Raw genomic sequence first — 20,833 nt, forward strand, 5'->3', positions numbered from 1 at the left:
TGTACCAAATTAGGCTCTTTGATGCGAAATTTTGATTGCAAAAAGAAAAAGCGGGCAAGGCCCGCTTTCATGTAGTCATCTTATTATCGGCGTAGACCGAGTTTAGTGATAAGATCACGGTAGCGCTGAACTTCGTTGTCGCGCATGTACTTGAGAAGTTTACGACGACGACCGATCATTTTCATAAGTCCACGACGTGAGTGGTGGTCTTTCTTATGAGTTGATAAGTGTTTGTTCAGGTTGTTGATCTCTTCAGTAAGGATAGCGATTTGAATATCTGCAGATCCAGTATCATTTTCATGAGTTTTGAATTCAGAAATCAATTCGTTTTTACGCTCTTGTGTAATAGCCATCCTTATCACCTCCTATTAATAATATCCCCGATTTCCTCGCATACGTTGGTGATGCGTGATGCCAAGAAATGGTTAGTACTTAAATGTACTTATTCATAATACCATGTATATCTTTTAAAGTAAAGAAAGTTTAAACCTTATCCAGGATATCAATTGCCGTCTTTTTATCTTTTTCAATTTGAGAAATTAACGCATCAACCGATTCAAATTTCTTCTCTTCTCGAATATGTTTAACCCATTCAACGGCAACTTCTTTCTCGTATAAATCACCATCATAATCGAGTATATGGACTTCAACCAACGGGCTTTTTATCTCAGGATTATCGAAAGTCGGTTTTACCCCTACATTGCAGACGCCTTTCATCGATGTGCCGTCGACGATAAAACGTACTGCATAGACACCATTTCCAGGAAGTATAGAATCTTCAGATGGAGAGACGTTTGCAGTTGGAAAACCCAAAAGGCGGCCTTTCTTTTCTCCTCCTATAACGACACCAATCGTCCGGAAGTTTCTACCTAAAAGTAGTGATGCATCCTCGACATTTCCTTCCGATAGAAGTTTTCGAATCCGGGTTGAGGAAATTTTGTCAGCATTGTCCGTTACTTTACCAATGATTGTAGTTTCATATGCGCCTGCCGAAAGTTTTTTCATGTCTTCCATCGTACCGGCACCTTTCGATCCGAATGAATAATCAAATCCAGCTGTAACATGCTTAATGCCGAGGGACTTAATAAATAAGTCGACAAATTCATTCGGCTTAAGTGAAGCAAGCTGCATATCGAACTTTACAACGAATAGTGCATCTACCCCCATATTTTCCAGAAGTCTTCTTTTTTCTTCGAATGGGGTAATGTAGCCAATTTTATTCTTGCCTCCTCCCAATACATGAGACGGATGCGGATTAAACGTCATGACAGCTGAGCGGATTGACAATTCTTTCGCCTTTTCGATGGCTGTATGAATAACAGTTTGGTGTCCTTTATGTAGTCCGTCGAAAAAACCGATTGCTAGGGAGTATTCTTCATCGCTATCAATCGTCATATTTTCAGGATAACATAATTCAAAAACTTTCAAATTCGTTCCCTCCTTCTCAACAATTTCTTGGAAACATTTTTTCTGGTTTCATTAATTCAGGCTTTGTGGGATGAATTTTATAGACAGCTAATGCTTTATTGTTTTTCATGAAGACAATCGGATGTCCTTTATCGAGTATCGGATTTTTAGGCAACACTTGTCCATGTATTATATTAGCATAATCTGCATCGTCTACTTCAACAATTGGGAAATCAACTAATGCGTCTTCTAATGGTCGTATGCATGTCTCAAGCTGATTAGCCTCTTTTAGTAACTCGAGTTCTTTAAGCGTGTGACAGTCGGATTTTCGATAAGTGCCGGATGCTGTTCGAACGAGTGATGCCATATGTGCGGGATAGCCTAATAATTCGCCGATTTGAACAGCTAGTGTTCGGATATAAGTTCCCTTTCCGCAATTAATGCGGATTTTAAAACTCACATCTGTTCCTTCAAACTCACATTTCTCATCAAGCAGTTCCAACTCGTGAATTTTAACCATTCGCTTAGGCCTTTCCACTTCGATGCCTTTTCGAGCGTACTCATATAACTTATGGCCGTTTACTTTAACTGCTGAATACATCGGTGGTGTTTGTTCAATTTCGCCAGTAAGTTTTTTGAGCGTATTTTCAATTTCCAATCGAGAAAACCGTTTAAACTCATTATTTTCTGTAACAATTGCGCCGTCCGCGTCTTCGGTTTCAGTCGCTTTGCCAATCGAAATTACAGCAACGTATTCCTTCCCCGCATCGGTTATATATTCTGCCACTTTCGTCGCTTGGCCAATACAAATAGGGAGGACGCCTTCTACACTCGGATCCAGCGTGCCGGTATGTCCGACCTTTTTCGTCCCTAATATTTTGCGCAATTTATATACGCAATCATGTGACGTCATCCCTTTTTCCTTCCATAGTGGGAGAATCCCGTTCATGTCAAAACCCCGTTTTCTATGTAAATTAAAGGAAGTCGGAAAGTCCATTTGGACACCGACTTCCTCCATTTTGTTATTCTTTTGATTCGTTATTTACTTGAGTGAGAAGCGTTTCGATTCTATTTCCGTATGCGATGGATTCATCGAATGCAAATTCAATCTCTGGCGTTACGCGAAGTCTGATTCGCTTGCCGATTTCAGTGCGAATGAAGCCCTTTGCCTTATCAAGGCCTTGTAAAGTAGCTTCTTTTTCTGAATCATTTCCAAGTACAGAAATAAAGATTATAGCATTTTGCAAATCACCCGTTACTTCAACATCCGTCACGGTGACAAAGCCAATTCTTGGGTCCTTTACTCTTTGCAAAATAATTTCACCAAGTTCTTTCTTCATCTGTTCCGCAACACGATTTACACGTTTTGACATGGTAGTCACCCCGATTCGTAATCAGTAAAAATCTACTGTTAACTGGGTCATTTCCCATTCTGGATTCGATTCCAATAATCGGATAGCCCTTCTTACTTCCCGTTCCGCTGCATCTTTTGAAGAAGCAGTTGCTACAAGCGCTAAAGTCGTTCGCTGCCAAAGATCTTGATGGTCTATTTCTGCAATCGATACGTTATAGGAATTTTTTGTCCTATCCGTCATTCGCTTTAAAACAGAACGCTTATCTTTTAACGAGGCAGCCATCGGAATGAAAAACGTACATTCCGCATAGACAATCATTTCCGTTTAATCTCTTCCATCACGAAGGCTTCGATGATGTCGCCTTCTTTAATATCGTTAAAGTTCTTAATTGTAATTCCGCACTCATAGCCTCTTGCAACTTCTCTAACGTCGTCCTTGAAACGTTTCAAAGCTTCAAGTTCGCCTTCAAAAACAACGATACTGTCGCGAATTACGCGTACTCCAGCGTCACGGACAATCTTACCTTCGGTAACATAGCTTCCGGCAATCGTTCCAATTTTAGATACGACGAAAGTTTCTCTAACTTCCGCTTGACCAACTACTTTTTCTTCGAATTCCGGATCTAGCATTCCTTTCATCGCTGATTCAATTTCTTCGATAACTTGGTAAATGACGCGGTGTTGTCTAATATCGACACCCTCAGCTTCTGCCGCACGTCTTGCATTCACGTCCGGACGAACGTTAAATCCAATCACGATTGCGTTTGAAGCTGCTGCAAGTGAGATATCAGATTCGTTGATTGCGCCTGCACCCGTATGGATGATTTTCACATTGACGCCCTCTACATCAATTTTCATGAGAGAAGCGGCCATTGCTTCAACTGTTCCTTGAACGTCGGCTTTAACAATTAGTTTTAGTTCCTTCATTTCGCCTTGTTTCATTTGATCAAATAGGTTATCTAATGTAACTCTTGTTTTCACATCGCGTTGTTCAAGAATTGCTTCCCCGGCTCTTGCTTCACCAATTTGACGTGCTGTTTTCTCATCTTCAAAGACGACAAAACGGTCACCCGCCTGTGGTACATCGCTAAGTCCGGTAATTTCAACCGGCGTAGATGGTTCTGCTGATTGAACTCGGCGGCCTGTGTCATTAATCATTGCTCGAACACGTCCATATGTGTTTCCTACAACAATCGGATCACCGACTTTAAGCGTTCCATCTTGTACTAACAACGTAGCAACAGCTCCGCGTCCGCGGTCTAATTCAGCTTCAATGACTGAACCGCGCGCACGAATTGTTGGATCCGCTTTAAGTTCCCCAATTTCAGCAACAAGGAGTACCATTTCAAGCAAAGTATCGATTCCTTCACCTGTCAGTGCAGAAATTGGAACGAATATTGTATCGCCGCCCCAATCTTCTGAAACAAGTCCGTGTTCAGTAAGTTCTTGCATAACACGCTCTGGATTCGCAGTTGGTTTATCGATTTTGTTCACCGCAACGATTATCGGAACATCCGCAGCTTGCGCGTGATTTATTGCTTCGACTGTTTGCGGCATTACACCGTCATCAGCTGCTACAACAAGAATTGTAATATCAGTGATTGATGCACCGCGTGCACGCATAGTTGTGAAGGCTGCGTGACCAGGCGTGTCTAAAAACGTCACTTTTTTACCGTTGTTTTCGATTTGGTAAGCGCCGATATGTTGAGTAATACCGCCTGCTTCACCTTGTGTAACTTTCGTATTTCGGATGGAGTCAAGTAACGTTGTTTTACCATGGTCTACGTGACCCATAATTGTAACAACTGGCGCTCGCTCGATAATATTTTCTGGAGATGATGCTTCTTCTTCAAAGCCTTCCGTCTCTTCGAAATAAATATCAAGGTCTGTAACATCAATACGGATTTCTTCTTCTACTTCAACACCATAATCCGTACAAATTAACTCAATTGCATCTTTATCGAGTTCTTCATTAATTGTTGCCATAACTCCAAGCATTAATAACTTTTTAAGAATCTCAGAAGGTTCGCGACCTAGCTTCTGTGCAAGTTCCCCAACTGAAAGAGACTCATAAAATGTGATCTTTTCAGGAAGCGGCTGTTGCACTTTCGGTGCTGGAGCTGGACGGAATCTTCTTCTTCCTTGGTTTATACCACGTGCAGGTGGACGTCCCCCTCGGCGACCTGGTGCTCTACCTCCCGCTGGACGTGAAGATGGACCTGTTGACCCGCCTGTTGGAGCTGGACGGTTCTGTCCACCTGATGCTGGACGATTCGGTCCGCCTGACGCTGGACGATTCTGCCCGCCTGACGCTGGGCGATTCGGTCCGCCTGATGCTGGACGATTCTGCCCGCCTGATGCTGGACGATTCTGTCCGCCTGACGCTGGACGATTCTGCCCGCCTGATGCTGGACGATTTTGTCCGCCTGACGCTGGACGATTCTGCCCGCCTGACGCTGGACGATTCTGCCCGCCTGATGCTGGACGATTCTGCCCGCCTGATGCTGGACGATTTTGTCCGCCTGACGCTGGACGACTTTGACCACCCGAAGACGGACGATTCTGTCCGCCTGGTTTTGACGACCCTTGATTTGGTTTAGCACTATTATTTGAATTGGTCGCTTTTGGTGTTTCTTTTACTTCTTTATTTCCACCAAATGACTTATCAAGCTTTGAAACAACATCTTTATCTATCGTAGACATATGATTCGTAACATTCACATTTAATTTCCCGAGTTCTTCAATTACTTCTTTACTCGTTTTTTTCACTAGTTTCGCGTATTCATGTACACGTACTTTTGTCATGCGCTCACCCCCGGTTGTATTCGTTAAGAAGCTCGGAAAGCTTTTTAGCAAATCCAGCATCCGTTATTGCAAGTATGACACGCGACTCTTTTCCAATTGCGTGTCCTAGATCTTCTCGACTACCAAAAACATGCTTCTCAACGTTAAAAAAGGTACACTTATCCGTAATTTTTTTCACTGTATTTGCAGATGCATCATTCGAAACGATGACAAGACGTGCATTGCCGTTTTGAACTTCCCGTATGGCAAGCTCTTCACCGGTTACAATCATTCTCGCCCGCGTTGCTAGACCGAGCAACTGGAATATTTTCTGTTTGTCTTTCATTTCAAAGACTCCCGACGAATTGCATGAAGAAGATCTTCATACACTTTTTCTGGCACAGCCGTCTTCAGTTGGCTCTCTATTGAACGATTGCGACGTGCAACTTCGACCGCTTCTTCGGATTTTGACACATAAGTCCCTCGACCTGATTTTTTACCAGTAAGATCGACTGAAACTTCCCCTTCTTTTGGGCGAACGATTCGAATCATTTCCTTCTTTGGAAACATCTCGCCAGTCGCCGCGCATTTACGCAAAGGTACTTTTTTCATGTTCGTCATGTGTGATCACCCCTTCTTCTCAGTCTTCGTCTTCTTTATATAAATCAATTGGTTCATCATTATTATCATAATCTTCTTCTTCAAAGTATGCGTCAACTTCGCTCACTTTATCACTACGCGGATAAATTCCAAGTTCGCGCGCGCTTTCTTCACTTTTAATATCGATTTTCCATCCTGTCAATTTAGCAGCAAGTCTTGCATTTTGACCTCGTTTTCCGATAGCGAGCGATAATTGATAGTCCGGTACAATTACTGTAGTCGACCGCTCCTCTTCGTTCACTTGCACATCAAGAACTTTTGATGGATTTAAAGCATTTGCAACAAAAACAACTGGATCTTCAGACCATTCTACTATGTCTATTTTCTCGCCATTCAATTCAGTAGAAATCGATTGCACACGAGCACCTCTAGATCCAACACACGAACCAATCGGATCGACTTCCTCTTGGTTTGTATAAACCGAAATTTTTGAACGGTCTCCTGCTTCACGTGCAATTGTTTTAATCTCGACAATGCCTTCATAGATTTCTGGCACTTCAAGTTCGAATAATCTGCGAAGCAATCCCGGATGTGTTCTAGAAACAAAGACCTGTGGGCCTCTGGACGTTTTTTCAACTTTTGTAATATAAACCTTAATGCGGTCATGCGGTTTATAGGATTCAGCTTGGATTTGTTCGCCAATTGGCAATACTGCTTCCACTTTTCCTAGACCGACATAAATATTACGCGCATCGAGTCGCTCAACAATACCATTTACAATATCATCTTCACGGTCGACATACTCGTCGTATATCATGCCGCGCTCCGCTTCACGAACCCGTTGTGTCACAACTTGTTTTGCTGTTTGCGCTGCAATTCGCCCAAAGTCTTTCGGGGTAACTTCTTCTTCATAAACATCCCCGACTTCATAAGCCGGATTGATCAGATGCGCATCTTCTAAAGAAATTTGAAGACGATCATCCTCAACTTCCTCTACGACATCTTTTCGTGCATATACTTTCATCGAACCGATATCGGAATTCAAATCAACCCGAACGTTTTGAGCCTGGTTAAAATTTCGTTTATATGCAGTTACAAGTGCCGCTTCAATCGCTTCCAGCAATACCTCTCTTGAAATACCTTTTTGTTGTTCAAGAGCTGTTAATGCATCGAGTAGATCACTACTCATTTTTCATCACTCCTATTGTCAGTTATGCGGAAAAGTCAATTGCCAAACGTGCAACTGCAATTTTCGTTTTATCAATTAAAACAGTTACTTTTCTAGTCTTAATACGTATTTCAACCTCTGCCCCGTCTGGACCATAAGCCAATAAATAACCTTCAAATTCTTTCATTCCATCAATTGGCGCGTAAGTTTTTATGTAAACATACTGGCCAATTGCATTTTCGAAATCTTCGTCCTTATTTAATGGTCGTTCAGCTCCTGGAGATGAAACTTCCAGAAAATAGTTTTGTGTAATTGGATCGGTACGGTCAAGCTCCTCGCTTAATCGTTCACTTACGAGTGCGCATTGATCAATGTCGATGTCCCCTTCTGGCGTGTCAACATAAACGCGCAGGAACCAATCTTGACCTTCCTTCACAAATTCTACATCGACAAGCTCCAGTTCCAAATCAGATACAATCGGATTAACGAGCTCTTCGACTATTTCCGTAATATTACTCATTTTATCACTCCCATAATCACATTTAAAAATGCTTGAAATGATTACATCCAAATTTTAAATAAACTTCCTTAATCAATAACTTTGACATCCATCCAGAGCTTTAACCTTATTCAGCGATTGCTAAATGAAGGTAAAAAACTACTGAACAACAGAAAAGAGCGGGAAATCCCACTCTTTTCGCAAGACTATTACAAAAGTTGTATTCATCATAACATAGGCAATTCAGCGTTGCAAACAATGCGGTCAGAACAAGGATAGTTGGTTAGCTTCAGGCAAGCCTTCCAGACAACCAAGTGAATCCATATAATCAATAACTGTTTTTGAAACGCGCCCTCGTTGTTGAAGATCCTCTTTTGATAAAAATTCGCCGTCTTTTCTCGCTTCGACTATGGTATTCGCAACGTTCGTCCCAAGGGATGGAATGGCATTGAACGGCGGAATTAGAGAATCTCCGTCAATGATAAATGTTGATGCATCCGATTTATATAAATCAGGTTTCGCAATTGAAAAACCGCGCTCATACATTTCAAGCGTAATTTCAAGCACCGTCAATAAATTCCTCTCTTTAGGCGATGAATCTAACCCTTTTGCATTAATTTCCTGTATCTGTGCCCGGATTGAAGCTGATCCTTTTGTCATGGTCAATAAATCAAAATCAGCGGCTCTTACCGAAAAATATGCCGAATAATAAAGGATTGGATGATGCACTTTAAAATATGCAATACGAAGCGCCATTAATACATAGGCAGCAGCGTGAGCTTTCGGGAACATATATTTAATCTTTTTACAGGAGTCAATATACCATGCTGGCACGCCTTGCGCGCGCATCTCCTCTTCGAACTCCGGTGTAAGGCCGCGTCCTCGTCGCACGGACTCCATGATATTAAATGCCAAGGATGGTTTGAGTCCTTGATGCATTAAATACACCATAATATCATCACGACAACCGATCACATCCGATAACTCGCACGTCTTATTTTTTATTAATTCTTGTGCATTTCCTAGCCAAACGTCTGTCCCGTGGGATAATCCCGAAATCTGAATTAGCTCAGAAAATGTTGACGGCTTCGTTTCTTCTAACATTTGGCGGACGAAGCGCGTTCCAAATTCAGGGACGCCAAGTGTGCCTGTTTTACATCCGATTTGTTCAGGCGTTACGCCAAGAGATTCCGTACCGCTAAACAATTTCATGACGCCCTCATCATCGGGCGGAATTGACAGAGGATCTATACCAGATAAATCTTCGAGCATTTTTATCATCGTCGGATCATCATGACCCAGGATATCCAATTTCAACAAGTTGTTTTCAATTGAATGAAAGTCAAAGTGCGTCGTTTTCCAAACGGAATTTAAATCGTTCGCTGGAAATTGAATCGGTGTAAAATCATGTATATCCATCGTGTTCGGAACAACAATTATTCCCCCGGGATGCTGACCGGTATTTCGTTTTACGCCTGAACATCCAATAACGAGACGGTCAATTTCAGCACCGCGTAAATGGAGTCCATTATCATTCATATAGCCTCTCACATAGCCATAAGCTGTACGTTCAGCGACCGTTCCAATCGTTCCAGCTCGGTATACGTAATCTTCTCCGAACAGTTCTTTAGTATAGTTGTGTGCGTTCGCTTGGTAATCTCCACTAAAGTTAAGGTCGATATCCGGAACTTTATCTCCCTCGAATCCGAGGAAAGTTTCAAATGGGATGTCTTGTCCATCTTTTCTTAAGGGAACATCGCAATCAGGGCATTTTTTATCAGGAAGATCATACCCTGAATTGACAGAACCGTCTGTAAAGAATTCTGCTTTCTTGCAGGATGGACAAACATAATGAGCCGGCAGCGGATTTACTTCCGTGATTTCCATCATCGTAGCAACGAAAGATGAGCCTACAGATCCGCGGGAACCAACTAAATAACCGTCATCAAGTGAACGTTTCACCAATTTATGAGAGATTAAGTAAACTACGGAAAAACCATTTCCGATAATTGACGTCAGTTCTTTTTCCAATCGCTCTACAACAATCTCCGGTAAATCTTCGCCATAAAGTTCATGAGCCATTGAATAACTTAAATCTTTAACCTCATCTTCCGCGCCTTCAATTTCGGGTGTATATAGGTCATCTTTAATCGGTTTTACATCACCGATTCTATCCATTATTTTGCGCGGGTTGTCAATAACGATTTCTTCCGCGATATGCTCGCCCAGAAAAGCAAATTCTTCTAACATTTCATCTGTCGTTCTAAAATGCACGGCGGGCAATGAATGACGATTCAACGGATTTGCCCCGCCCTGTGAACGAATGAGAACTTTACGGAACATCGCATCATTTTCATCTAAATAATGGACATTTCCCGTTGCGCATACAGGTATATTGACCGCTTTTCCAAGTTTCAATAGCTTTCGCATAATGTCTTCCATATTCCATTCATCACGTATTAATTCCATATCGATCAAGTGTGAATAAACGGCTTTCGGATGAATTTCGAGATAATCGTAAAACTTTGCGATTTCTTCAACCTCTTCAGGAGACTTCTGCATAAGACCTTCAAAAACTTCCCCGTTCGAACAACCAGAACCGACTAACAAACCTTTTCGGTGTTTAGCAAGCAGCGATCGCGGAATTCGCGGAACACGGAAAAAATAATCCATATGCGAATAGGAAACGAGTTTAAATAAGTTCTTTAAACCTTCATTATCAGTTGCGAGAAGAGTACAATGCGATGGACGTGCACGTTTGTACGTATCTCCTCCGCCGATATGCTTGTTGAAGTCATCTAAATAAATAATTCCTTTTTCTTCTGCATCTGCTAGCAGTCTAAGGAATAGGTGTCCAGTAGCTTCGGCATCGTAAATCGCACGGTGATGTTGAGTTAGTTCGATATTATATTTTTTCGCTAGGGTATTCAGTCGATGATTCCCCATTTCTGGATGGAGCAAACGAGCAAGTTCAAGCGTGTCGATTACTGGATACGTAACAGCTGGCAAACCAGCTTTTTTAGATGCTTCATATAGGAAGCCCATATCAAATGATGCATTATGGGCAACGAGGATTGAATCGCCAATCCAGTCAGTAAAATCGGTGACAACTTCTGAGACATCAGGCGCATCCTTCACCATTTCATCAGTGATACCAGTGAGATTTGTTATTAACGCTGATATCGGTTGGTGCGGATTGGCGAACCGTTCAAACGTATCAATCACTTCACCGTTCTTTATCTTCACGCCAGCAAGTTCGATAATCGTATTGTAGACTGCGGATAAGCCCGTCGTTTCCACGTCAAAAACGACGTATGTATCATCTTCCAGTTTTCGATGTGCTTCTCCGTAAGCTATTGGAACCCCGTCATTCACAAGATTGATTTCCATTCCGAATAACACTTTTATACCGTGTTTTTTTCCTGCAGAGTATGCATCTGGAAAGGACTGGACGTTTGCATGATCCGTAATTGCAACGGCTGGATGCCCCCATCTAGCTGCTTGTTCTACAAGTGCAGATGGCGTTACTACCGCGTCCATTTGGCTCATCGTCGTATGGGCATGTAATTCAATTCGCTTACGTTCATCAGGTGCTTTATCTAGGCGAATAATCGGTGAAACTTCCATAATTGACTGAGCCATCATGATTAAATCTCGGACAAATGTATCGTTTTGGATTCCACCGCGTGCGCGAACCCAAGATCCTTTCTTTAAATTGGACATAAGTAAACCGTCTTCTTCATTACGCGAAAACATTTTTACAATAATCGAATCTGTATAATCGGTAATTTTTATCGTAAGAAGTGATCTACCACTTCGAAGTTCTCGAACCTCGGTATCGAATACATACCCCTCAATGATGACGCTGCGTTCCTCATCTTGAATATTGCGTATTTCCATGATCGGTTCATTATTTTTAATTGGCGTGCCTAATTGGAAAGGACCAGACGGTGGTGCATCGCCGTTTTCCTTACGACTTTGTTCGCGTTTTTGCAAATCGGCAAGCGCTTTTCTTCCCATTTCTTCTTCTTCAAGTTGCCGTTCTCTTAGGAATGCTTGGTGTGCTTCTTCCGCTCCATCGGTGTTTTCCGTTAGTTGAAAATCGATGATTGGTTGTGAAAATCCAAACGTTGTATAGATATCAGCAATGAGTGCCGCGTACTTCCCTCTCATCGTTTGTAATTCCATATCATTGACGCAAATAAGTGTCATTTTTCCGCCCATTACGGCTGGCTTCTGGCTCGTTAGCCTTTCACGAATTGGAGGCGACATATCCTGTAACGCATCGATAACAAATGGCCAATAGCTTGCCAGTAATTGCTCGTCCGGAATTGCGTTATGACTCGTAATTTGAAGTCTGATTTTTGCTATTGCAGAAAATGCTTGATTGATTCGTTGGGAAAAAACTGTATACACATCAACGGGTAGTGGATTATCTAATTGGAGATTGAATTGCCAGACTTTCGATTTTCGGTGAATGCTTACGCGTTGTAATAATGCATTTTCAAAATGACGAGCATACTCATCTTCTGTCATATCAATTTGTTTTAGCAAAAGTTGTAATTTCATTTTTTGATCGAGTAATTCGCCCATAAGTGTCTTCCCCCTTACCTAATCAGTAAAAAAGAAGGAAGCACCGACAACGGTCTTCCCTCTACTGTTTTATTTATCTCCGAAAAACTCTTGTAGCTTTTCAGTAATTTCTTCTACATGCCATTCTGTCGATTCACCAGATTCACGGAATTTCACTTCGACAATTCCCTCAGCTGCTTTTTTACCAATGGTAATCCGAATTGGCAAACCGATCAAATCTGAATCGGTGAATTTCACGCCTGCGCGAACCGAGCGATCGTCATACAACACGTCGAACTTATAAGACTGCAAGAGCTTGTATAAGTTATTCGCAACTTCTTTTTGATCTTCATTGTTCAAATTGATTGGAACGAGATGGATATCAAATGGCGCAAGATTCTTAGGCCATTTCAAACCGCTTTCGTCATTAAATTGTTCTGCGACTGCCGCCATAATTCGGGACACGCCGATGCCATAGCAACCCATAATGTACGGCTTGGTTCTCCCGTTTTCATCAAGGTAAGTGCCGTTCATCGGCTCGCTATACGTCGTTCCTAGTTTGAATATATGCCCGACTTCAATGCCTTTAGCGAATTTAACTGTTCCCTCGCCGTCAGGCGATGGATCTCCCTCTTCGATAAAACGAAGATCCAAATATTTATCGACTGCAAAATCGCGTTCTGGATTCACATTCACTAAATGGAAACCATCTTCGTTAGCTCCCGTTACGCCATTGACAACTGCTTCAACCGCATTATCTGCAATTACCTTTACGCCGACTGGTAGCTTGACAGGTCCAATCGAACCAACTTCACATGATAGCAATTCATAAATATCGCCTTCATAAGCAAATTCAACTGTAGTAGCATTAAGTGCGTTCTTCAATTTAATATCGTTAATTTCATGATCCCCGCGCCCGAGAACAACGACTAGATCGCCGTCTATATTAAACACAAGCGTTTTAATACATTTGCTTACTTCGACATCTAAAAACGAAGCAACTTCATCAATTGTACGCTTATCCGGAGTTGAAATTTTTTCAATTTCTTTTAGCGGTTCATCAGACTTGATATAATCATTTGCCACTTCCGCCATTTCAATGTTTGCCGCGTATTGCGAAGAGTCACTATAAGCGATTGTATCTTCGCCAATATCGGAAAGTGCCATAAATTCATGAGTGCCTGTTCCGCCAATTGCACCCGCATCTGCAATTACTGAACGGAAGTTAAGGCCGAGTCTCGTAAATATATTTGTATAGGCTCGCTTCATATCTTGATATTTTTCATCGAGACTTTCTTCAGATGAATGGAAAGAATAAGCATCTTTCATAATGAATTCCCTGCCACGAAGCAGACCAAAACGAGGACGTTGTTCATCTCTGAACTTAGTTTGAATTTGGTACATCGTTAAAGGCAGTTGCTTATACGATTTCAATTCATCCCGGACCAATGCTGTAATAACCTCTTCATGAGTAGCCCCTAGTGCAAATTCTCTGTTATGACGGTCTTTCAAACGGTATAATTCTGGACCGTAATCGTACCATCTATCGGATTCCTGCCAAAGTTCAGCATGTTGCATAGCAGGCATTAAAACCTCTACTGCATCAATTGCTTCCATTTCTTCGCGAACAATCTTTTCGATTTTCGCTAACACTTTTTTACCTAAAGGTAAATAAGAATAAATTCCACTTGTCGTTTGACGAATAAAACCAGCACGCAATAGTAGTTGGTGAGATCTTATTTCTGCATCCGATGGTGTTTCACGCATTGTAGGAATAAACGTTAAAGACTGTTTCAATCATTTCACCCCATAGTAAGTTTTTCAACCAAGGCTTCTTTTATTTAATTAAAAGAAGAAGCGTTGAATATCATTCCAAGTAACGACGAGCATGAGTAGCATCAATAGGATAATCCCTACAAAATGGACCATGCCTTCTTTTTGTTTGTCGACTGGTTTTCCACGGATTGCTTCGAATAAAAAGAATAGTAAACGCCCGCCATCAAGAGCTGGCAGTGGGAGTAAATTCATGATTCCAAGGTTGATGCTTAAAATCGCTGCCCAGTTCATCAAGTTATAAACCCCGTATTTTGCAACTTCCTCAGTCGCTTTATATATGCCGACCGGGCCTGATAATGCATCGATAGTAAATTTTCCAGTTACGAGCATTCCGAGCAACTCAAGGATTTTCTTAAACCATGACCATGTCTGGTCAGCCCCGAAAGATACTGCTTTCAATGCGTTTTTTTCAATAGGGCTTGAGTAAAGGACACCTATTTGACCAAATTCGCGTCCTGCTTCTTCTAATGTGTCCGGAACTACTTGCAACTCCACAAGTGAATCGTTACGTTCTACGATAAACGATAACGTTTTACCCGGACTTTCTTGAATAATTTCCGCGAATTCAGTCCAAGTAGTAATTTCTTTGTCATTTACTTTTTTTATCAAATCGCCATTCTTCATCCCGGCATCATAAGCTGAACCCGTTTCTTGGACTTCCGTAATAATTGGTTCCATTGTAGGAACCCCTTGTAAAAGCCCGATAGCAACAAAGATGAAAAAAGCTAGGATAAAGTTGAAAAGCGGACCAGCAAATATTGTCATCGTACGACTGCCTACAGATTTGGATTCAAACTGCCTGTCGTATGGAGCAATTAGCGTTTTTTGCCCTTTTTCAATTATGACAGCTGTTCTTGATATATTATAACGAACAAGTTCGCCGTCCTCATCGTACCCTTCGATGAATAGCTCTTTATCAAAATCTGATGACTCAGTTTCCAAGAATAGAATATTTGGATTTGCTACATTATGATTTAAGTAGATTTTTTCGACTTCGCCCGAATCGCCGATGTGAACTCCGACACGGTATCCCGGTTGAAGTTCAACTGTATCGAAATCTTCACCTGCCATGCGAACATATCCGCCAAATGGAAGTAAACGGATTGTATATATTGTTTCTCCTTTGGTGATGCCGATAATTTTCGGTCCAAATCCAATTGCAAATTCACGAACCATTATCCCGGCTTTTTTCGCGAACAAAAAATGTCCTAATTCATGGAAAAAAACGAGAGATCCAAATACAATTACAAAAGCAATTACGGTCTCCATACAAAACCACCTTCACTGGCCCCTTGGCCGGAATTAAGTTGTTAATCTAACATAGCATACACTATTTTTCGCGTATGCGAATCAATTTCAGATATCATTTCAAGATTTGGCTTGGAAATCGTTTTATGCGAGTCCATTACGCGCTCGACGATGTTGTCGATCTCCAGAAAACCTATTCTACCTTGCATGAACAAACTCACAGCAACTTCATTTGCGGCATTCATTGCTGCTGGCATCGTGCCGCCTTCCTTGCCTGCCGCATAAGCAAGTGCAAGCGCCTTATAGCGGGTATGGTCCAATTTCTCAAAATGCAGTTTTCCAATTTCCTCGAGACGAAGCGGTTTAGCATTTTTCATCGGGATGCGGTCCGGATAGGTCAGCGCATATTGAATCGGAACTCTCATATCAGTTGAACCTAGTTGAGCCATTACACTTGTATCCTCAAATTCAACTAAAGAATGAATAATGCTTTCTCGATGGAGAAGAACATCGATTTGTTCATAAGGAACGCCAAATAAATGATGTGCTTCAATCACCTCAAGCCCCTTATTCATCATGGTTGCCGAATCTATCGTTAGTTTGTTTCCCATCGACCAATTCGGATGCGACAGAGCTTGTTCAACAGTAACATTCGTTAATTCATCTCGCGTTAAGTCCCTGAAGCTCCCTCCAGATGCTGTTAGAATAAGTCTAGACACCGTTTTAAGGTTTTCGCCATTCAACGCTTGAAAGAGCGCCGAGTGTTCACTATCAACCGGAAGAAGTGCAACATCTTTTTTCCGCGCTTCTTCTAAAACGAGTTCACCTGCAGCGACAAGCGTTTCCTTATTTGCAATTGCAATTGTTATTTCCGAACGAATTGCTTCGATTGTCGGTTTTAGTCCGACACTTCCAATAACAGCATTAACTAAAACGTCGGCACCTGTATGGGCTGCTACTTCAGTAAGTCCTTCTCTTCCATGAACAAAATTAATCGAAGGGAACTCAGTTTTGAGCCGTTCTGCATCCTCGCGTTGAATGACTGATATTGTTTGCGGTTGAAAAACAGAAGCGTATTCTCTTACTTTGTCGATATTCATTCCCGCGGAAAATGAAACAAGTTCAAATTTCTCGGGATTTGATTTAATTATATCAATTGTTTGGACGCCAATAGAACCTGTCGCCCCTAACAAACTAATTTTCTTCCTCATAATGTCACCCTTCCGTTATGCTACGAATTGAAGAAAATGGAGCAGCGGTAAAACAAAAAGGAGACTGTCAAATCTATCCAAAATTCCTCCATGCCCCGGAAGAAGACTCCCCGAATCCTTCACATTATAATTTCGTTTAATTGCTGATTCAACTAGATCGCCTAGCTGGCCTATTATGGATGCGATAAGCGTTACCACGATTAATATCCAGTACGACGATGCAATCGGTATGAAGTAATGAAAAATACAAGCAAAAATTATTGCGGTAATTATGCCGCCAAAAAATCCTTCAATCGTTTTATTAGGGGATATATCCGGCCAAAGTTTCACTTTCCCTATTTTTCTCCCTACGAAATATGCACCTGTATCCGTCGTCCAGATGACAATGAGTGCGTAAAGTACATATTCAATTCCAAAGAGTCGAGTTTCGATAAAATAGTAAAATCCGATACCAATATACAATGCACCCAATATTGAAAAAGCGGCGTGGTCAAATGTAAAACGATTTTTAACGATGACCGTATGAATTAATAGAAGTAATGCGACCGCAAAAGCCAGTTCAATTTTGGTATAGCCTACTGTTTCATAAAATCTTTGTTCATAACTGGACGGTATCAATAAAACTGCAAGAGCAATCCAAGTTAATACCCCAGGAACAGATAATATCTTAATATCCCTCATTCGTAATATTTCATATAAACCAATCGTTGCAATCGCGTAAATTACGAGCGTGAATGGCCAGCCGCCTATTATTACGAAAGGGGTGAAAAAAGCTAATGCGATTATCGCTGTTATAATTCTCTGTTTCAAGCGTCACCCTCCTCATTTACACTCCCAAAACGTCTATTTCGAGATTGGAATTCCTTGATTTCACTTATCATGCACATTTCATCAAAATCAGGCCATAAGACGTCTGTAAATGAAAACTCGGCATATGCAAGTTGCCACAACATGAAATTCGACAAACGTACTTCTCCACTTGTGCGTATCAGCAAGTCAGGCTCAGGTAAATGAGCAGTCATTAGATGAGATCCTATTAATGTCTCATCAATATCCTCTAATTCAATTTTACCCTCAGTTGCGAGTTTAGCAATTTCTTGCATACATTGAATCAATTCAAGGCGACTTCCATAATTCATAGCAAAATTTAATGTCATCCCGTCGTTATTTGCTGTTTCATCGATTGCCCGTTGGATAGCATTTTTTGTGTGTTCTGGTAAAACATCAAAATCGCCAATCATTTCTACTTTAACGTTTTGCTCGATTAGCTCGGGGAGGTACGTACTTAAGAACTCTCCGGGAAGTTTCATTAGAAAATCAATTTCTAATTTTGGCCGTTTCCAATTTTCAGTGGAAAACGCATAAAGTGTTAGTACCTTAATCCCTAAATCATTTGCTACACGTGTAATTTTCCGAACAGTCTTCATTCCTTCATGGTGACCTGCAATTCTAGGTAAATTACGTTTTTTTGCCCATCTGCCATTCCCATCCATTATGATTGCCACGTGAGCAGGGATATGCTTACTTTTCACACTTTCAAGTTCTACCGAAATTAAGGGCTCGGTTTCCATATTTTTTTTTCTTATGAGCTTTCCTAGCATAATATTTCCTCCACTCCACTGCATTTCAGAGCAAGCTAATTCTATCGTACCAAAAATCCGCATTAAATTCATTATTGAATTCTTGATAGAAGTAAAAAAGACGCCCTGAAATAAGGACGTCTTAGAAAATAGAAAGTTCTTCTATCTTGCAGTAACGAGCAGTCAATTCCCTAATTCAAAATATTATCAAGTACGGATAAACGGGAAGCAAGGGATCGACTGCTCGTAAATGCCCGAATCGTTCCGCTAATCAACGAATTAAACCTTCATTGATTTAGTTTCACTTATTCAGATTTCCATGATTTCATCTTCTTTTTCTTTTGCGAGGTCGTCAATTTTTTTAATGTACGAATCCGTTAACTTTTGGATTTCATCGCCATTGCGGTGAAGTTCATCTTCTGTTATTTCGCCGTTTTTCTCAAGTTTTTTAAATTCTTCATTTGCATCACGGCGAACATTACGAATTACGACTTTTGAATCCTCTGCTTCTTTTTTAACAGTCTTCACAATATCTCTTCGACGCTCTTCTGTTAATGCAGGAATTGAGAGGCGAATAATCGTACCATCATTAGACGGCGTAATTCCGATATCTGATTTCAGGATTGCTTTCTCGATGTCCCCAAGTGTTGTTTTGTCATAAGGTTGAATTGCGAGCAGACGTGCTTCTGGCACAGAAATCCCTGCCATTTGATTAAGAGGTGTAGGCGCCCCGTAATAATCGACTGTTATTCTATCTAACAGAGAAGCATTCGCGCGACCCGCACGGATTGAAGCGAGTTCTCTCGAAAACGCCCCAATTGCATTATCCATTCTTTCTTTCGCTTGATTCAATACTGCGTTCGGCATTACAAATTCCTCCTGACGACCGTCCCGATTGGTTCACCGAGCACGGCTCTCTTTATATTTCCACTCTCCATAATTGAGAATACAACGAGTGGTATATCATTGTCCATACATAGGGTTGAAGCTGTTGAATCCATTACTTCAAGGCCTTGGCTAATGACGTCTATATAGGATAATTCGGTATACTTAATTGCATCTTTATCGAGTAAAGGATCTGCAGAATAAACGCCATCGACATTGTTCTTCGCCATTAAAATAACATCTGCTTCAATTTCCGCCGCCCGAAGCGCTGCTGTAGTGTCTGTTGAAAAATAAGGATTCCCCGTACCTGCTGCAAAAATCACGACGCGTTTCTTTTCTAGATGTCTAATTGCTTTTCTACGTATGTATGGTTCAGCTACTTGTCTCATTTCAATTGAAGATGATACACGACTTTGAACTCCTAGTTGTTCGAGGGAATCTTGAAGGGCTAGGGAATTCATCACGGTTGCAAGCATACCCATATAGTCTGCTGTTGCACGATCCATTCCCATTTCACTACCAACCTTGCCTCGCCAAATGTTTCCACCGCCGACAACTACTGCAACTTCTACACCGAGTTCGGCAACTTCTTGGACCTGTTTGGCAACGGTTTTAATGACTTCTGGTGAAAGACCAAATCCTTTTTCACCTGCAAGTGCTTCACCGCTTAACTTCAAAACAATTCGTTTATATTTTGGTGTGCTCATAAGTACCCTCCGTTTAATCAGATTTCTCGAAAAATAGGGAACACCGCTTGTGTGTCCCCCATTCATTTTACAGCTTATTTCCCTTGTACTTGACTCATTACTTCGTCAGCAAAGTTTTCTTCGCGCTTTTCGATTCCTTCGCCGACTGCATAACGAACGAAATCTTTTAATGTTCCACCCGTTGATTTAACGAATGCTTTCACTTTTTGATCAGAATCTTTTACGAATGCTTGATCAAGTACACAGATTTCTTCGAAGTATTTACCGATACGGCCTTCAACCATTTTAGCAACAATGTTTTCTGGTTTGCCTTCATTTAATGCTTGCTCGGTAAGGACTTTCTTTTCACGCTCAACTTCTTCAGCTGGAACTTCGTCACGTGAAATATATTTCGGGTTTAATGCAGCGATGTGCATAGCAACATCTTTAGCAGCTTCTTCGTTCGTTGAACCTTCAAGAACGACAAGAACAGCTATTGAACCGCCCATGTGGAGGTATGGACCAAATGCATCGTTGTCTGTTTTTGTACGGATTTCAAAACGACGAAGTGTAATCTTTTCACCGATTTTTGCAACAGCATTAGAAATGTGGTCTGCAACAGTTACTCCGCTTTCAATTTCCAATTCATGCGCTTCTTCAATTGTAGCTGGTTTAGCTTCTAGAAGTTTTTCAGCTAACTCTTTTACTAAAGATTGAAACGATTCGTTTTTCACTACGAAATCTGTCTCAGCATTCACTTCAAGAATAACTGCTTCATTGTCTTTAACAAGAATAGATGCTGTACCTTCTGCAGCAATGCGGTCAGCTTTTGACGCAGCGCTGGATAAACCTTTTTCACGTAGAAAATCGATTGCCGCTTCCAAATCGCCATTTACCTGAGTTAACGCTTTTTTGCAGTCCATCATACCCGCACCTGTTTTTTCACGTAATTCTTTTACCATTTGAGCTGTTACTTTTACTGTCATATTTTCCATCCTCCAAT

Annotated in this window: 19 protein-coding genes; all 19 read right to left on the minus strand. The window is 41.3% G+C overall.

Annotated elements, in window-relative coordinates:
* Window positions 1–83: 83 nt before the first annotated feature.
* Window positions 84–353 carry a 30S ribosomal protein S15 gene (rpsO, locus tag G8782_RS04440; RefSeq protein WP_172369679.1) on the minus strand — a complete coding sequence of 90 codons (270 nt, stop codon included), beginning with the start codon at window positions 351–353 and terminating at the stop codon, window positions 84–86.
* 130 nt (window positions 354–483) lie between these two features.
* Entirely contained in the window at window positions 484–1,428 is a 945-nt protein-coding gene (locus tag G8782_RS04445; RefSeq protein WP_246231542.1) for a bifunctional riboflavin kinase/FAD synthetase, read from the minus strand.
* A gap of 16 nt (window positions 1,429–1,444) precedes the next feature.
* The gene (gene truB, locus G8782_RS04450) at window positions 1,445–2,356 is read right to left on the minus strand and encodes a tRNA pseudouridine(55) synthase TruB (RefSeq protein WP_172369680.1); all 912 of its coding nucleotides are present in this window, start codon (window positions 2,354–2,356) and stop codon (window positions 1,445–1,447) included.
* A 73-nt stretch (window positions 2,357–2,429) separates the two neighbouring features.
* Window positions 2,430–2,780, minus strand: coding sequence for a 30S ribosome-binding factor RbfA (gene rbfA / locus G8782_RS04455; protein WP_172369681.1), 351 nt, complete (start codon window positions 2,778–2,780; stop codon window positions 2,430–2,432).
* A gap of 21 nt (window positions 2,781–2,801) precedes the next feature.
* Window positions 2,802–3,080: a DUF503 domain-containing protein gene (locus tag G8782_RS04460; protein WP_172369682.1), complete on the minus strand. Its 279-nt coding sequence runs from the start codon at window positions 3,078–3,080 to the stop codon at window positions 2,802–2,804.
* Window positions 3,077–5,566, minus strand: a complete 2,490-nt coding sequence (gene infB / locus G8782_RS04465) for a translation initiation factor IF-2 (protein ID WP_172369683.1) — start codon at window positions 5,564–5,566, stop codon at window positions 3,077–3,079. The genes G8782_RS04460 and infB overlap by 4 nt, the downstream gene beginning before the upstream one ends.
* A 4-nt stretch (window positions 5,567–5,570) precedes the next feature.
* Window positions 5,571–5,891, minus strand: a complete 321-nt coding sequence (locus G8782_RS04470) for a YlxQ family RNA-binding protein (protein WP_172369684.1) — start codon at window positions 5,889–5,891, stop codon at window positions 5,571–5,573.
* Window positions 5,888–6,166, minus strand: coding sequence for an RNase P modulator RnpM (gene rnpM / locus G8782_RS04475; RefSeq protein WP_172369685.1), 279 nt, complete (start codon window positions 6,164–6,166; stop codon window positions 5,888–5,890). The genes G8782_RS04470 and rnpM overlap by 4 nt, the downstream gene beginning before the upstream one ends.
* A gap of 19 nt (window positions 6,167–6,185) precedes the next feature.
* Window positions 6,186–7,334, minus strand: coding sequence for a transcription termination factor NusA (gene nusA, locus G8782_RS04480; RefSeq protein ID WP_172369686.1), 1,149 nt, complete (start codon window positions 7,332–7,334; stop codon window positions 6,186–6,188).
* 22 nt (window positions 7,335–7,356) lie between these two features.
* On the minus strand, window positions 7,357–7,833 hold the full coding sequence (rimP, locus tag G8782_RS04485) for a ribosome maturation factor RimP (RefSeq protein ID WP_172369687.1): 477 nt from the start codon (window positions 7,831–7,833) through the stop codon (window positions 7,357–7,359).
* A gap of 243 nt (window positions 7,834–8,076) precedes the next feature.
* Entirely contained in the window at window positions 8,077–12,405 is a 4,329-nt protein-coding gene (locus G8782_RS04490; protein WP_172369688.1) for a PolC-type DNA polymerase III, read from the minus strand.
* A gap of 69 nt (window positions 12,406–12,474) precedes the next feature.
* Window positions 12,475–14,181 carry a proline--tRNA ligase gene (locus tag G8782_RS04495; RefSeq protein WP_172369689.1) on the minus strand — a complete coding sequence of 569 codons (1,707 nt, stop codon included), beginning with the start codon at window positions 14,179–14,181 and terminating at the stop codon, window positions 12,475–12,477.
* Between the two features lie 48 nt (window positions 14,182–14,229).
* Entirely contained in the window at window positions 14,230–15,489 is a 1,260-nt protein-coding gene (gene rseP / locus G8782_RS04500) for an RIP metalloprotease RseP (RefSeq protein ID WP_172369690.1), read from the minus strand.
* 41 nt (window positions 15,490–15,530) lie between these two features.
* Window positions 15,531–16,679 (minus strand): 1-deoxy-D-xylulose-5-phosphate reductoisomerase, encoded by a 1,149-nt coding sequence (locus G8782_RS04505; RefSeq protein ID WP_172369691.1) that lies wholly within the window; start codon window positions 16,677–16,679, stop codon window positions 15,531–15,533.
* Window positions 16,680–16,694: 15 nt separating this feature from the next.
* Window positions 16,695–17,489, minus strand: a complete 795-nt coding sequence (locus tag G8782_RS04510; RefSeq protein WP_172369692.1) for a phosphatidate cytidylyltransferase — start codon at window positions 17,487–17,489, stop codon at window positions 16,695–16,697.
* Window positions 17,486–18,280: an undecaprenyl pyrophosphate synthase gene (gene uppS / locus G8782_RS04515; protein ID WP_172369693.1), complete on the minus strand. Its 795-nt coding sequence runs from the start codon at window positions 18,278–18,280 to the stop codon at window positions 17,486–17,488. The genes G8782_RS04510 and uppS overlap by 4 nt, the downstream gene beginning before the upstream one ends.
* A 288-nt stretch (window positions 18,281–18,568) precedes the next feature.
* Window positions 18,569–19,126, minus strand: a complete 558-nt coding sequence (frr, locus tag G8782_RS04520; RefSeq protein ID WP_172369694.1) for a ribosome recycling factor — start codon at window positions 19,124–19,126, stop codon at window positions 18,569–18,571.
* Window positions 19,126–19,851: a UMP kinase gene (gene pyrH / locus G8782_RS04525; protein WP_172369695.1), complete on the minus strand. Its 726-nt coding sequence runs from the start codon at window positions 19,849–19,851 to the stop codon at window positions 19,126–19,128. The genes frr and pyrH overlap by 1 nt, the downstream gene beginning before the upstream one ends.
* A gap of 74 nt (window positions 19,852–19,925) precedes the next feature.
* A complete protein-coding gene (gene tsf, locus G8782_RS04530; RefSeq protein ID WP_172369696.1) occupies window positions 19,926–20,816 on the minus strand; it encodes a translation elongation factor Ts in 891 nt (296 codons plus the stop codon).
* Window positions 20,817–20,833: the final 17 nt, after the last annotated feature.

Origin of the sequence: Sporosarcina jiandibaonis, assembly GCF_013184495.1 — a bacterium.
Classification (GTDB): Bacteria; Bacillota; Bacilli; order Bacillales_A; family Planococcaceae; genus Sporosarcina; species Sporosarcina jiandibaonis.